Source organism: Bacillus sp. N3378-2at (assembly GCF_033412715.1).
Classification (GTDB): Bacteria; Bacillota; Bacilli; order Bacillales; family Bacillaceae; genus Bacillus; species Bacillus subtilis.
Genome location: NZ_CP117986.1, coordinates 3,007,006 through 3,022,503, shown reverse-complemented (window position 1 = coordinate 3,022,503; position 15,498 = coordinate 3,007,006). Strand labels below are relative to the sequence as shown.

The 15,498-nt window shown below is 46.6% G+C and carries 12 protein-coding genes; 4 read left to right on the top strand and 8 right to left on the bottom strand.

Translation table 11 applies throughout. The features are described from left to right. Positions 1–27: 27 nt before the first annotated feature. Genes cydC through cydA form a run of 4 tightly spaced genes read right to left on the bottom strand, consistent with a single transcriptional unit; the run spans position 28 to position 5,861 of the window. Entirely contained in the window at positions 28–1,755 is a 1,728-nt protein-coding gene (gene cydC / locus PUN35_RS16205) for a thiol reductant ABC exporter subunit CydC (RefSeq protein WP_014481316.1), read from the bottom strand. Beyond that, entirely contained in the window at positions 1,752–3,455 is a 1,704-nt protein-coding gene (gene cydD / locus PUN35_RS16200; protein ID WP_014481317.1) for a thiol reductant ABC exporter subunit CydD, read from the bottom strand. The genes cydC and cydD overlap by 4 nt, the downstream gene beginning before the upstream one ends. Next, positions 3,455–4,471, bottom strand: coding sequence for a cytochrome d ubiquinol oxidase subunit II (cydB, locus tag PUN35_RS16195; protein ID WP_003244559.1), 1,017 nt, complete (start codon positions 4,469–4,471; stop codon positions 3,455–3,457). Before cydB ends, cydD begins: the two co-directional genes overlap by 1 nt. After that, positions 4,455–5,861 (bottom strand): cytochrome ubiquinol oxidase subunit I, encoded by a 1,407-nt coding sequence (cydA, locus tag PUN35_RS16190; protein WP_014481318.1) that lies wholly within the window; start codon positions 5,859–5,861, stop codon positions 4,455–4,457. Before cydA ends, cydB begins: the two co-directional genes overlap by 17 nt. Positions 5,862–6,415: 554 nt before the next feature. On the opposite strand from cydA, the gene cimH reads away from it, so the two are divergent. The 3 genes from cimH to PUN35_RS16175 all read left to right on the top strand — a co-directional run bounded on the left by cimH (position 6,416) and on the right by PUN35_RS16175 (position 9,836). Further along, entirely contained in the window at positions 6,416–7,768 is a 1,353-nt protein-coding gene (gene cimH / locus PUN35_RS16185) for a citrate/malate transporter CimH (RefSeq protein ID WP_031601119.1), read from the top strand. Between the two features lie 121 nt (positions 7,769–7,889). Further along, positions 7,890–9,578, top strand: coding sequence for a M56 family metallopeptidase (locus tag PUN35_RS16180; protein ID WP_072592569.1), 1,689 nt, complete (start codon positions 7,890–7,892; stop codon positions 9,576–9,578). A 57-nt stretch (positions 9,579–9,635) separates the two neighbouring features. Further along, positions 9,636–9,836, top strand: a complete 201-nt coding sequence (locus PUN35_RS16175; protein WP_014481322.1) for a hypothetical protein — start codon at positions 9,636–9,638, stop codon at positions 9,834–9,836. 13 nt (positions 9,837–9,849) lie between these two features. On the opposite strand, the gene PUN35_RS16170 is transcribed toward PUN35_RS16175, so the two are convergent. The 3 genes from PUN35_RS16170 to PUN35_RS16160 all read right to left on the bottom strand — a co-directional run bounded on the left by PUN35_RS16170 (position 9,850) and on the right by PUN35_RS16160 (position 12,907). Further along, on the bottom strand, positions 9,850–10,689 hold the full coding sequence (locus tag PUN35_RS16170; protein ID WP_014481323.1) for a polysaccharide deacetylase family protein: 840 nt from the start codon (positions 10,687–10,689) through the stop codon (positions 9,850–9,852). A 106-nt stretch (positions 10,690–10,795) separates the two neighbouring features. Next, the gene (gene msmX, locus PUN35_RS16165) at positions 10,796–11,893 is read right to left on the bottom strand and encodes a maltodextrin ABC transporter ATP-binding protein MsmX (protein WP_003242648.1); all 1,098 of its coding nucleotides are present in this window, start codon (positions 11,891–11,893) and stop codon (positions 10,796–10,798) included. 120 nt (positions 11,894–12,013) lie between these two features. Continuing rightward, positions 12,014–12,907 carry a PucR family transcriptional regulator gene (locus PUN35_RS16160; RefSeq protein ID WP_003227261.1) on the bottom strand — a complete coding sequence of 298 codons (894 nt, stop codon included), beginning with the start codon at positions 12,905–12,907 and terminating at the stop codon, positions 12,014–12,016. A 183-nt stretch (positions 12,908–13,090) separates the two neighbouring features. Here PUN35_RS16160 and PUN35_RS16155 point away from each other — a divergent pair, with 183 nt between their 5' ends. After that, positions 13,091–14,548, top strand: coding sequence for an aldehyde dehydrogenase family protein (locus tag PUN35_RS16155; protein ID WP_014481324.1), 1,458 nt, complete (start codon positions 13,091–13,093; stop codon positions 14,546–14,548). A gap of 41 nt (positions 14,549–14,589) precedes the next feature. On the opposite strand, the gene PUN35_RS16150 is transcribed toward PUN35_RS16155, so the two are convergent. Beyond that, positions 14,590–15,426: a YitT family protein gene (locus PUN35_RS16150; RefSeq protein ID WP_003242615.1), complete on the bottom strand. Its 837-nt coding sequence runs from the start codon at positions 15,424–15,426 to the stop codon at positions 14,590–14,592. Positions 15,427–15,498: the final 72 nt, after the last annotated feature.

The following is a 15,498-nucleotide window of genomic DNA, read 5'->3' as shown; positions in this document are numbered from 1 at the left end:
AAAAAGACAGCCTTTTAGGGCTGTCTTCTATTTTACAGGAACATCAAGGTGATACAGGCGGCTGTACCGTTCGTTTGCCGCCAGAAGCTCCTCATGGGTTCCTTCCATTTCTGTTTTGCCGTTTTCGAGAAATACGATTTTATCAGCCGCTTCCACTCCCGCGAGATGGTGGGTAATCCATAAAATCGTTTTTCCTTTCAGCACCTCAAACACCGTTTCCATCAATTCACGTTCGGTAATAGGATCGAGGCCGACTGTTGGCTCATCGAGGATGATGATCGGTGTATCCTGCAGCAAAATCCTCGCAAGCGCGATCCGCTGGCGCTCTCCACCGGAAAAACGGATGCCGGTTTCTTGTACAGAGGTATGATATCCATCAGGCAATGACTCAATGTAGTCATGCAGCTTGACCTGCTTTGCGGCGCGGCGCACATCCTCGTCGCTTGCTTCTCCGTTTCCGAGCCTGATGTTGTTCAAAATACTTGTATCAAACAGGTGCGGTTTTTGATTTAACACGGCCACCGCATCCGCAATCTGATCCTTTAACAGCGCTGTCTCCACTCCGTTTAACGTCACAGAACCGGAGTCCGGTTTCAAGGCGCCTTCGATTAATGCAAGCGATGTTGATTTCCCAGAGCCGCTTCGGCCGAGCAGCGCCATTTTTTCTCCTTGGCGCAGCGTAAAGGAAAAGTTGTGCAGCACTTGGCTGCTGTTGTCATAAGAAAACGTCACATCACGAAAGGCCAAGGTGACATCTTGAAGATCGAGCATTTGATCCCCTGATTCAGTTTGTGACGCCTCCAGCTGAGGAGCCACCTTGTTCATGCGTCTGATAGAATCCTGATAGCCCGGCACTTCGCCTAAGGCATCCGAAAGCGGCAAAAAGGCTTCCGTCAACGGAAACACCACTAGCACAAAAGCGGCAATCATCGTTTTAGCGAGCTCGCCGTCCGCTTGCTGTCCCGCCGTCCAAAACAGCATCAGCAAAATAAGGCCGGCGACAAGGCATTGCGCAGCAAAATCCCGCCATCTTGTAAAGCGTTGTTTTTTCCGTTCAAGCTCAAACCAATCATGTTCCTCTTTTTCATAAGCATCAATAAAAGCATGCCGGCGTCCGCTGAACATCCAGTCGCTGACACCCATCACAGCATCTGTCAGACGGCTGTACAGCACATTCCGCCCGCTTTTCAGCTTCGCATTCTTCGCTCTCGTCACGAGCAAAGACACAACCGGAAACAATACAACAAGAACAAACAAATAAAGCGCAAGCAATATGGCAAACGGCCAAGAGAAGAAGCCAAGCGCTATCACTGACACAGCATACAGGAACAAGGCTGAGATCGCAGGAAAAATCGTTTTTAAGAAAGCATCCTGCAAATGCTCAATATCCTCAGACAAAATGCCGAGCATATCCCCCGTGCGAAAACGGGAACGCAGCATCAAAGCACCCGGCTCAAGCATATTGTAAAGGCGGACGCGCATGTCGGATACGATTTTCAAAATGATGTGATGCCCGACGAGCCGTTCCACATATCGCGAAACAGAGCGCGCAATCCCAAAGGTGCGCACAGCGACAATCGGCACATAAATAAGCAGAATATTTTCCGGCCTTGTCGCCGCTTTAGAAATCAAAAACCCTGAGGTGAACATGAGAAAAGCAGCAGAAAAAATCGTCACCCCGCCCAAAAAGATAACCAGAACAAACAGGCGGGCATTTTGCTTGATATACGGCAAAATCCATTCTTCTTTCTTCATGCTCTTTCCCCCAGTTGTGCCTTCACGAGTTTGGTATACACACCGTTTTTCTCCAGCAGTTCATTGTGAGTCCCGACTTCCGCAACCCTGCCCCCGTCCAGCACGATAATTTCGTCCATATCGAGCATCCAGTGAAGGCGGTGAGTCGCGAGAAAAACGAGCTTATCCTCAAATAAATCCAGCATCGTTTCTTTTATTTCATATTCAGTTTCGATATCAAGATGGGCGGTCGGCTCATCCAGCAGCAGGATCGGACGGTTTCCCAAAAAGGCGCGGGCCAGCGCGACACGCTGTGCCTGGCCGCCGCTGAGCGCCCGGCCGCCTTCCCCGATCCGCCCCTCTAATCCTTCAGGAAGGCTATCCACCAGCTCCGCCAGTCCCGCCGCCGCAGCAGCACGGGCTGTATCCTCTGCCGAAGCGCTTGGGTGGTAGAAGCGAATGTTATTGCCAAGCGTATCATCAAAAATGTACGGATGCTGAGGGATGTACAGAAGGTTTTTCTGCCAGCTGCCGTCCTGCAAATGGGACCGGCTTGTACCATTAACCTCAATCATCCCGCCATCCGGCTCTAAAAATCCGCCGAGAATATCAATTAATGTTGATTTTCCGGCGCCGCTTGCACCGATAATGCCGATTTTTTTCTTGCCTTTGAATGAGAGATGAATATCAGACACCGAACGGCCGACTGACACGCCTGACAGCTTCAGCTCATCCTGATCGGACCAATCCTCGAGCTGAAGCGGCGTCTCTTCTTTAAAACCAGGCTGCGACAAAATCTCTTGAATGGTTTTTCCTGCTTCCTGGCCGTTCAGCGTTGCATGATAATCATTCCCCACTTCCCGCACCGGCAAAAAATACTCAGGCGCCAGAATAAGCGCCGTTAAAGCGGGGCCAAGCAAAATATCGCCGTCAATGAGACGCAGGCCCAGAAATACTGCGACTGTCGCCACCGACAGCATCGTGAAAAAATCGAGGGCGAATGATGACAAAAACGCTACCCGGAGTGTGCTCATCGTTGCCTTGCGATACCGCTCACTCACATAGAAAATATTTTTGCTGTGTGACTTGCTCAAACCTAGGAAACGCAATGTCTCCAGCCCGCGAAGAGAATCAACAAAATGATTGGAAAGTCTCTGATAGGATTTCCACTGACGATCCGCTTTTCTCTGCGCGACAAGGCCGAGAAGAATCATAAAGATGATCAGAATCGGCATAGCAGCGACTAAAATGATGGCTGATGTCCGATCCTGAAAAAACACATAAATGACAACTGCCGCAGGCACAATCGCCATGCTGACCATTTTCGGCAGAAACAGCTCCAGGTAGCGGCGGAACTGGCTGATGCCTTCCATCGCCAGCGTCACCATTTGCCCCGTCCCTTCTTTCTTTGCAAAGCGGGGGCCTAATCGGAACAGCTGATCAAGAAAACTTTTCCTCAAATCTGCTCCTGTCCGGGCGGCGTATTGATAGACGATTTTCTGTCGCGCCACCGTCACCCCGTGCCGGGCGATAAAAGCGATGAGGAAAAAGCTGATCACCGGAAAAAGGGAGGTAATGCCCTTCCCGTTGAACAGTCCGGTTAAGGCCTCACTCAGCCACTCTGCCTGCATAATAATGGCGGCTGTCTGAATCAGCGTTAAACAAGTAATCAAGGTGAGAATCCGCTTCATTCCTTTATATCGAAACAGGTCTTTTCCCATTAATAAGTCATAGGCTCCTTATGGCTGACGCGCTTCCGGAAGACATAATAGCTCCAGATCTGGCTGCCGATGACGAACGGCAATAGCGTTAATGCTGCAATTGACATGACTTTAAGCGAATAATCTCCGGAAGAAGCGTTAGCTACTGTTAAATCGTATGCGCTATGAAGCGAGCTGACCATTACGCGAGGGAATAGGGAAATAAAGATCATTCCCACGGTCAGCGCCAGACCAGCGCCTGTCATCCCAAATGTCCAGCCGTCTTTTTTCTTACGAATAAATACAGCCGCGAGCATAAAGCAGATGACAATCAAAACAGCGAGCGGAATGGTAATCTCGCCGCGGCGTGTAAACATGTCTGTCTGATACGCAGAAAGGGCCGCGAAGGCAAGAACCGCTACAAAAACAACACCCATTATCTTTTGCGCCATTTTCCGGGCGCGGTTTTGCAAATCACCAATCGTACGCAGCGTGATAAACATTAATCCATGCTGGAAGCAAAGAAGTGTTACCGTCACACCGCCAAGTATAGAATATACATTGATATAATCAGATACATGTGCGTGAATGTTCATGTCGGCATCAATCGGCATCCCGCGGAATAATGTCGTGAACAGCACACCAAGCACAAACGGAGGAATCAGACTGCCGAAGAAAACGACCCAGTCCCAAACCTTTACCCATTTTAAATGATCCACCTTGCCGCGGAACTCAAACGCGACCCCGCGGCCCATTAACGCAAGCAGCACTATGACAAACGGAATGTAATAACCGCTCAGCATCGTTGCATACCAGTTTGGGAATGCCGCGAAAATGGCGCCTGCGCCAGTCAAAAGCCACACTTCATTCGCGTCCCAGAACGGCCCGATCGTGTTGATCAGCACTCTGCGTTCTAATTCATTATGGCCAAGAAAACGGGTCGCCATGCCGACCCCGAAATCAAAGCCCTCCAAAAAGAAGAATCCTACAAACAATACAGCAACGAGTATAAACCAAAGATCATGAAGAGATGCCATGGTATACCTCCTGACTAAATGGATCTGTTGATACAGGAACATCATGATGATCACTATGCTCCGCACCTTTTTTAATCTCACGGATAAACAAGAAGACAAGCAGTGCACCAAGAATCATGTACATCACACCGAATGCGATGATTGAGAATAACAAGGAGCCCGCTGTTACGTTAGGTGACACAGATTGAGCGGTTGTCATTAACCCCATAACCGTCCAAGGCTGACGTCCGATTTCTGTCATAATCCAGCCCGCGGAGTTCGCAAGAAACGGGAAGGAAATCAACGCGATCATGATGCGCAAATACCATTTGCTGTTTTCAAGCTTTTTGCGGCGGTTTAACCAAAGGCCGCCTAACGCAGCAAGAATCATGACAACACCTGCTCCTACCATGATGCGGAAGCTCCAGAATGTCGTTTTCACTGGCGGAATGTAGTCGCCTTTTCCGTATATTTTTTCGTACTCAGCCTGAAGGGTTTTCATCCCTTTGACACTTCCGCTGAATTTCTGATAAGCCAAGTAGCTCAAGGCATAAGGAACTTTGATTTCATTTGAGCTTTTTTCATTTTTTGTATCGATCGTCGCAAAAGCGGTCCAAGCAGCAGGGTCACCGCTGTCTTCCCATAGACCTTCACTGGCAGCCATTTTCATCGGCTGTGATTCCATCAAGTGCTCAGCCTGCATGTGTCCGCTAAGGCCGACGCCAAGACCGGCACAAAGGCCGACGATCATTGCGAGTTTAAAAGATTGCTTAAAGAACGGCACTTCTTTTTTCTTCAGCAGTTTAAAAGCACTCACTCCGGCAATAAAGAAAGCTCCAGTGGCAAGCGCACCGAAAATAACGTGCGGGAATTCAACCCAAAGCTGAGGGTTTGTAATCAACGCGCCAAAATCATTCATTTCCGCGCGGCCGTTTTTGATCGTAAAACCGACCGGCTCCTGCATAAAGGAGTTTGCTGTTAAAATCCAGAAAGATGACATGATCGTTCCGAATGATACGAGCCATATGCAGAGAGCGTGAATTTTCTTCGGCAGGCGGTCCCAGCCAAAAATCCATAATCCGATAAAAATAGATTCCATGAAAAACGCCAATAATGCTTCAATCGCAAGGGGAGCGCCAAATACATCTCCGACAAAACGGGAGTAATCAGACCAGTTCAGTCCAAACTGGAATTCTTGCAAAATCCCCGTTACAACACCGACTGCGAAATTTATTAAGAATAAGTGTCCCCAAAACTTTGCCATTTTGAGATACAGCTCATTTTTCTTTACAAGATAAAGAGTCTCCATCAACGCAACCATAAACACAAGCCCGATAGACATCGGCACAAACAAGAAGTGAAACAACGTTGTTGATGCAAATTGTATGCGGGCTAATACCAATTCACTCATGCTTACTCCTCCATTTCCGGTTAAAACTGTTAATTTGCTCACTACTTCACAAATAGAACCGAGACTTTGATCAGTAATTCACAAAATAGACGAAAAAAATATTGTTCAATATTTCACAAATGTGTCAAAAAGTCGGCCAATATGATGCAAGATTGCCAGACTGACCAAATGACACAATCTCTGACTGGTTCATATTAAGTACTTTACAACGATTCATTTCAAAAATAAAGCCTAAAATACCTAAAAAGTCCCGCACTATGTGACGGATTTTTGTCTATTTTGTTGCTTATTTATGTCGGCTGCTAGGATAAATGACCCTTTATTATCGTACATCAACACATCGTTCCTTGCGAACAAAATGCTTGCCCCGGACCAGCACTCGTTTCTCAGCACTCCGTCATAAACAGATTTTAGGCAGGATGCCTCTTTTCAATTGAACCGGCAAGTGGAGAAAAGTTGAATAGTAAATTTTTAATATATTAATAATTTCAATTTTTTAGTATACTTAACATAGTGAACAATTTCACTGCATCAAGAATAGGGGAGGTTTTTCAATGGGAGAGCTTCAAACACAAATGCAATTGCAAACGGATACAATTCACGAAGGGGTTCGAAAAGAGAATTGGTTTGCGAAAGCCATGAATATAAAAGTAGGCATCATACCGCTTCCTGTGTATGCCTTGCTGTTTATATTAATCACTGTTTTTGTTATGCATCACGATGTAAAAAGTGACATTTTGACATCCATCGCCGTCATGGCGTTTTTCGGGTTTACCTTTGCCCAAATCGGCAAATCGATACCGATAGTTCGTTCTATCGGCGGCCCGGCCATCCTAGCTACTTTTATTCCGTCCGCTGTCGTGTACTATCACCTGCTGCCTAATGATATCGTCAAATCCACCACAGAATTTACAGAAAACTCAAACTTTCTATATTTGTTTATTGCCGGTATTGTCGTCGGAAGCATTCTCGGCATGAAAAGAGAAACACTCGTAAAAGCATTCATGAAAATCTTTATTCCGCTTATTGTCGGTTCTGTCACAGCCGCTATTGTCGGACTGGCTGTCGGGACATTGCTCGGACTCGGATTTCAGCATACCCTGCTGTACATTGTCATTCCGATCATGGCTGGAGGAGTCGGAGAAGGCGCTATCCCGCTGTCCATCGGATATTCTGACATCATGCCCATTTCTCAAGGGGAAGCGTTTGCACTTGTTCTGCCATCGATTATGCTGGGCAGCTTGTGCGCGATTATTCTAGCGGGATTGCTGAACCGAATCGGAAAGAAAAAACCGGAATGGACAGGCAACGGCAAAGTGGACCGCTCCGAAGAAGAGTCCCCTGCGCTGGAGGAATCACAAAGCGGACAGCAAATGTTCAACCTTTCTTTATTTGCGGCAGGCGGTATCCTTGCTGTTTCTTTATACTTAGTCGGCATGCTCGCTCACGATTTTTTCGGTTTTCCGGCACCCGTTGCCATGCTGTTACTGGCTGTTCTAATCAAGCTGTTCAGATTGGTGCCTGCCTCAATTGAAAATGGCGCGTTTGGAGTGTCCCGCTTCTTTTCAACAGCTGTGACCTACCCGCTTCTCTTTGCGATTGGGGTATCCATGACGCCGTGGGACAAGCTTGTCGCCGCTTTTAACCTCAGCAATATTATTACGATTCTGTCTGTCGTTGTGACCATGATGGCCGTTGGCTTCTTCACTGGAAAATGGCTGAACATGTATCCGATTGAAACCGCCATTATCAATGCGTGCCATTCTGGACAAGGCGGCACCGGAGACGTCGCTATTTTAAGCGCGGCGGAAAGGCTTGAGTTGATGCCGTTCGCCCAGGTATCTACCCGCATCGGGGGCGCGATCACAGTGTCCTTAACCTTATTGCTGCTTCACCAGTTTTATTGATCCCCGCAAGCAAGTTCTTCGTCAAACGAAAGAGCTTGCTTTTTTGCATGTCCATGTTTTTGCAAGTTCCCGCCTCATGCTATAGTAATAGTTGGAAATACTAGATAGAAAGGAATATGGCATGCCTATGGGAACTCATCTATTTCTCTTTATGCTTCTCGGGCTTGGATTTTATTTGATATCAGCCCTGGCAGCAAAACTCATTCCGGCCGTAGACTTCTGGATTGATATTGTTCTTTGGGTCGGCGCTGCAGTTTATATCTTCTCTCATCTCTCATTCATGGACGGCATTGTCTCAATCGCGACAATGTTCTACTGCTATTGGACCGCAATGGATCTCATTGTTTCAGAGCGTGCGGAAAAACCTTCGGGAGACTGGCAGAAAATTGAGCTGGCCAGAAACAAAACACGTCTCCTGTCAGACATTACGCTGACCGCCATTGTGTTTGCAGGGGCTGTTATTTTTTTCATCTATGGACCTGACCCAAGCCCCCTCAAATATGTAATCCTTTTCGGCATGATCTCCGGCGGAGGGGCACTGGTGAAGCGTATACTGAATGTTTTCAGCGTAAAGGTTTTTTATTCAGCTGCCTTAGAAAAATTGCATATCAGCTCACACTATGAAACCCGTACATACCCGCTTTCCGATTTGAAGGATATTCAGCTTGAATCAACGGCAGATCTCTTAAAGCTCCATCCGCTTCTGACGATGTATTCATCCCGTTTAGATTTGACAACAAGCTTTCAGCAAGTCATTAAACTGTCTCTTCCCGGCGAAACACTGTTTCTGACGGTGAAGGAACCGCAAAAATGGAAAACAATTCTCCAGGAATACACAGATGCAGAAAACAATGTGGACAATGTGATTTCTGTTTTGCCGTTTTATCATAGAAAAAATGTGAAGCGGCTGCTCGGGAAGCTTTATTTTGCCGCCAGCGTAAAAGGGGTATCCGCTTACGCCTTATTGGTGCTCGCGTTATACGCATTACACGCCTCTCCATGGGTCATGGCTGTTGCCGTAATCCTATATTGGGTATTCAACATGTATATGTCAGACCGTGTGTTACGGGCGGCAATGGACGCCAAGCCTTGTCATCATCCGCATGTACAGGCAGCGGCCGATAAGATTTTCCGATCGGCCGGCATTTCCCATGTCCGCATATACGAAACGGAGAGTGATGATTACAACGGAATGGCAGTAGGCATGAATGTCGGGAGGTCAATGGTCATCCTGACAAGCGCCACACTAACACTTCCACAGCGTGTCATTGAAGGCATTCTGGCCCATGAGGCGATTCATATCAAAAAACGTGACGTTCTGTCATCACAGCTTTTGCGTTTTCTATATCTTGGAGCTGTCGTTGGAATTTTCCTCTTATTTGAGCAGCATATCACCCATCCCGAGGCCCACAAAATTGCGCTTTGGGCTTTCATTATGGCAATCATTATCCTGTTCCAGCTCTATCAATCCTTTTGTTCACAATGGATGGAGGTGCGTGCTGACAACCTTGGCGCATCATTGCTGGGGGGCGGTTACAAACAAATGGCTGAAGCCTTGAGAATCTTGGCGGTTCGGCAGGATGAGGACATTCAAAAACAAAGTGCCTACAGCTCTGAAGCAGGTGAAGACGAGCTTCAAATTGATTCTCTCACCCGTGATAAAAGCTGGTTTTTCAGATTGATTGATTTTCAGTTCGCTCCTCATCCCCCTATGTATTGGCGTGTCGGCACTTTATTGTCAAACAAAGGACATGGGGTGCTGAAGCGCTGGCTCAGAGACCGCCTGAAAGAATCGATCACTTTGAAATGAAACCGGTCAGCGTTTCATCCGTATAACAGATATGGTGAAAAAAGGGAGTGACGCGAAGTGATTGTGATCATCTTATTGTTTATATCTATTATTGTTTTTCTTTCAGTCATTCAGCCGCAGCCATCGGAAAATAAAAGCCGCAAGCAGGCGGACAGCGGGTATTTCGGTTATTCAGACAACGGCTCACACCATGATGGATGCAGCAGTGACGGAGGTTTCAGCGATTCCGGCTGTGGCGGCGGAGGGGGCGGCGATTAAACGCCGCCTTTTTTTATTTCATTGATTCGATGTACGCACCAAAAGCCGAGCCCGACATGCCTGGGGACACGCGCACACGATGGAGGGCATACATTCCCTGGTCTCTCGAAGCCGCGCCCGGTTCTGTCGTCACGCCCATTTGATAGCCTGTTTTTTCAGCGGCCTTCAGCGTCTCCTCATTGTAGCGCCCTACCGGATAGCTGATGATGGTGGTTTGCTGATGAAACATGTGGTCGAACAGCTTTTTCGAATCAGCCATCTCGCTTTGCTGCTGTTGAGGCGTTAATCCGTTCAGCTCAACGTGGTCAATCGTATGGCTTTCAATCGATATGCCGTGCTGTGCCATTTCCTTCATTTGGTCCTCTGTCAGATGGTGCCTATGTCCGATCGATTTGCCGATCATAAAAATCGTTGCCTTCATCCCGTACTTTTTCAGCACCGGATACGCATCTTGATAATTGTCGGTGTACCCGTCATCAAATGTGATCAGCACGCACTTCTCACTCGGTTTTTTATCCTGCGTCAGCATGAGATATGCCTCTTTCGGCGTTAATGTCTGATAGCCGTTATCATGAAGCCACTTCATATGCGCCTCGAATTCTTTCTTTGGCACACGGAGGCTGTTTCCTGAAGAAATGCTGTGGTACATCAAAATCGGCAGCTTTGCCGGTTTCTCTGTTTTGATCCATGCGGATGTATCGTCTTCTTTTTTCTGAACTTGTACTGCCTTTTTTTCCGGTTTCTTTTGTTCCGCTTTTGGCATCGGCTGCTCTGCATTCGCCTCTTGATCAGCGCAAGCCGCAAGAGCCAAACAGCTGCCCAAAAGAAAGATGCTTAAAAACAATCGTTTCATCGTTCTCCTGCTTTCTGTCTATTTCTTCCTCCTTTTTCATCGGTTTGATTCTGAAATTTTCAATAGCAAAAAACCGGACATGTCTCCATGTCCGGTTTTTTTGATCTTATCGGATTCTCACTTCTGTCTCACTGTCAAAGAAATGACCTTTATTCATATCAAATGCGACCGTCAGCTCATCGCCCGATTGAATATCGAGGCGGGCGTCGATCCGCGCAATAAAGTCTTGGTTGTCGATCTGCGAATAAATCATGATTTCAGAACCGAGCAGCTCTGCAACATTGATTTTGGCCTTAATCGAAGAGTTCTTATATGATTCCACGACAATCAATTCATCATGTATATCCTCAGGACGGATGCCGAAGATGACCTCTTTGCCGATGTAGCCTTTTTCACGCAGCACTTTCATTTTTCCTTCCGGGACGGTTAATGCCGCAGAACCGATTTTGATTAAGCCATCCGTGAGCTTCCCTTTGAAAAAGTTCATCGCTGGTGATCCGATAAACCCGCCGACAAAGACGTTTTCAGGGAATTCATATACATCCTTCGGCGTCCCGATCTGCTGAATTTTCCCATCTTTCATGACTACAATCCGTGTCGCCATTGTCAGCGCTTCTGTCTGGTCATGCGTCACATAAATCGTTGTAGTCTGCAGTCTCTGGTGGAGCTTAATGATTTCCGCCCGCATTTGCACCCTCAGCTTCGCGTCCAGGTTTGACAAAGGCTCATCCATCAGGAACACCTTTGCATCCCGCACGATTGCCCGGCCCAGCGCAACCCGCTGTCTCTGTCCGCCTGACAGCGCTTTCGGTTTACGGTGCAAATATTCCTCCAGCCCGAGAATTTTAGCAGCTTCCTCTACTCTTTTTTTGATTTCAGGCTTCGGCATTTTCCGAAGCTTGAGCCCGAACGCGATATTATCGTAGACCGTCATATGCGGATAGAGCGCGTAGTTCTGAAATACCATCGCGATATCCCTGTCCTTTGGCGCTACATCATTGACCCGTTTTCCTTCAATATAAAAATCGCCTTTCGAAATTTCTTCAAGTCCTGCGACCATTCGCAGCGTCGTTGATTTCCCGCAGCCGGACGGGCCGACGAATACGATAAATTCCTTATCGGCAATATGAAGGTTAAAGTCATCAACCGCCGGTTCCTTCTGATCATAAAATTTATAAATGTGCTCCATCCGCAATTCAGCCATCTAACATCCCCCTTTGTTATTGTAAACGCTTTCTTATATTGAGTGTAACAGCAATTCCCTCTCGCTAAAATGGGCAGCGTTCATAAAATCATCCAGCCATTTTTCGTGCATATTTCCAATTTATTCTGAACTTTCATTTTGCAGGCAGATAAAATAGGCAAGAAGCGCGCCTTTGTACGATTTGATATCTATCCCTGACCGCTCAATAAATTTATCAATCCGATATTGCAGGCTGTTGCGATGCAGATGCAGCTTTTTCGCTGTTAATGTGACGTTTGAGTTGTTTTCAATAAACAGCTTAATGGTCTTCCTTAGCTCAGCTTCACTTCCAAATAAAAGCTCAGCTTCTTCAGAGAGCAGCGTTTCCAGTTTTTCTTTTTCTGTTTCTAATAATAGAAAAGGAAAGATCATCTCAAAGGTCACACTCTGCACCTGAGGCAGCCGTTTTTCAGCAAACAGGAAATACGCCTGTTCACGAGTGTAATGTTTTCGCAGACACTCATCCGGCTCGTAAAATCTTCCGGCGTAAAAACGGACACTGAAGTAGAAATCACTTTCAAGAACTTTTGCGAGCGATTCCAGTTCGCCCTTCTTCGCCGCCGCTTCACTTTCCTGCTCGACAATCACGCCTCTGTCCTCATGAATCCACACAATCACAAAAGACACCGGCCAAAAATGGCGAACCGCTTCTGTAAAGGACGTCCTTTCTATTTTGCCGAATAAATGAAAGTGAACAAATCTCGTCCGTTTCTTTATGTACGCCGGCAATTCCCCTCTGGAAAAAAGGAACGAAAACCACTTGTTTTCCTCAGGTGATTTCATAGACAGTTGATTGCCCTCATCCGCAGGCGTCAAAAATGATTGCAGCACCAATACTTCTTTTTCACTGATCTCTGTTTTCGGAATGGAGATATACCTCTGATTGCTCTCATCAAAAAAACATAGACAGCCTTCCCTTATGCAAAGCTCCTCAGACACAATCGAACCGGGATAAATAGCCAGCAGCGATTTCATAGAGTCTCCTCTCTTATGTAAGGATCTGTATATTCAGTATAAGGCGAAACACACATGTTCTCCACTAAAAAAGAGTATATCCGGTATAGATAGACGAGAAACTGAAAGGGAAACCTCATTCGTTTACATATTGGCTTCAGCGGAAATAGAAGAGGACATGCAGGACCAAAGGAGGGTCATCTTATGAGTTTCGAAACGTTAAACAAAAGTTTTATCAACGGAAAATGGACTGAGGGAGAAAGCAGACGTACAGAGGACATTTTGAATCCGTATGACCAGTCTGTGATCACAACAGCATCTTTGGCAACGGGCAAACAGCTGGAGGATGCGTTTAACATTGCACAGAAAGCCCAAAAAGAGTGGGCCAAGAGCACGACGGAAGACCGAAAAGCCGTCCTGCAAAAAGCGCGCGGCTATTTACAGGAAAACCGTGATGACATCATTATGATGATCGCCCGCGAAACTGGCGGAACGATTATTAAATCAACGATCGAGCTGGAACAAACGATTGCGATTTTAGATGAAGCCATGACGTATACTGGTGAATTAGGCGGCGTCAAAGAGGTGCCATCCGACATTGAAGGGAAAACCAATAAGATTTACCGCCTTCCGCTAGGTGTCATTTCATCGATTTCTCCATTTAATTTTCCAATGAATTTATCTATGAGATCCATTGCGCCCGCAATTGCGCTGGGTAACAGTGTTGTTCACAAGCCTGATATCCAAACTGCTATTTCCGGCGGGACCATCATTGCGAAAGCGTTTGAACACGCCGGTCTTCCTGCCGGTGTCCTTAACGTCATGCTGACGGATGTAAAGGAAATCGGGGACGGCATGCTCACCAATCCAATCCCGAGATTAATCAGCTTTACAGGGTCAACAGCAGTCGGGCGCCACATCGGTGAAATCGCCGGTCGCGCCTTCAAACGAATGGCACTTGAGCTCGGCGGCAACAATCCATTTGCCGTTCTTTCAGATGCGGATGTCGATCGTGCTGTGGATGCCGCGATTTTCGGAAAATTTATTCACCAGGGACAAATCTGTATGATTATCAACAGGATCATCGTTCATCAAGATGTATACGATGAGTTTGTAGAAAAATTCACCGCCCGTGTCAAACAGCTTCCGTACGGCGATCAAACCGATCCGAAAACCGTTGTCGGCCCGCTAATCAACGAGCGCCAAATCGAGAAAGCACTGGAGATCATTGAGCAGGCAAAGACAGACGGCATTGAGCTTGCGGTTGAAGGAAAACGCGTCGGAAACGTGCTGACGCCGTACGTCTTTGTCGGTGCGGACAACAACAGCAAAATTGCCCAAACGGAGCTGTTTGCCCCAATCGCAACCATTATTAAAGCTGGCAGCGACCAGGAAGCGATTGACATGGCAAATGATACTGAATACGGCCTCAGCTCTGCGGTTTTCACTTCTGATTTAGAAAAAGGCGAAAAGTTCGCCCTGCAAATTGACAGCGGCATGACCCATGTCAACGACCAGTCCGTCAATGATTCGCCGAATATTGCTTTTGGCGGCAACAAAGCAAGCGGTGTCGGCCGTTTCGGCAATCCGTGGGTCGTCGAGGAATTTACTGTGACGAAATGGATTTCGATACAGAAGCAATACCGCAAATATCCGTTCTAAATGAAAAAATCCCTCTGTTTCAAGTACAGAGGGATTTTTCTTTATTTAGATATATCCACAAACCCTTCGCCAAACACATCGCGTACGTCATGTACGATCACAAACGCTTTTTTGTCGCAGCTTCTAATGATTTTTTTCAGCATAGACAGCTCCTGTTTGTTAATGACGATATACAAAATCTCTTTTGACTGGCCCGTATAATTTCCCTTCCCTGATAAAATCGTCACGCCCCGATCCATCAAGGTATTTACCTGCTCTGCAATCTCACTCTTATTTTCTGAAATGACCGTAATGGCTTTTTTCGTATTCAAACCTTCAATAATGAAGTCCATCACTTTGGTACCGATATACAGCATCACGATCGTAAACATCATTTTTTCTGCACCAATAATAAAATAAGAGCTGAATACTACGATTAAATCAAAAAACAAGAGTGCATAGCTGATATTCCAGTCTAAATATTTATTAGCAATTCTGGCCAGAATCGCGGAACCAGCCGTCGTCCCGCCGACCCGGATAATCATGCCGATCCCGACTCCGGCAAATACACCTGCGAAAATCGTATTAATGATCAATTCATCAGACGGAATGCTCCACCCATGTGTCAGATGAAGAAAGAGCGAATTTGCCGCAACCGCAATGATCGTATAAACCGTTGTTTTTCCATCAAGAAACTTGTAGCCGATTAAAAGCAAAAACGCATTTAAGATAAAGTTCGTGACACCAGGAGACCATTGAAACAGATAATACAAAATCAGCGTAATCCCAGTGACTCCGCCTTCCCCAAGATCATTGGGAATCGCAAATAAATTAACCGCAAGCGCGAAGAAAAAAGCGCCAATCACAAGCATAAGTACATCCAGCATTCTCTTTTTCATCACGAAAACACTCCTTTTCATTGTTCTGTTCTAGCAAATAAAAAAACCCAGGAGAACGCTCTCGAAAAAGAG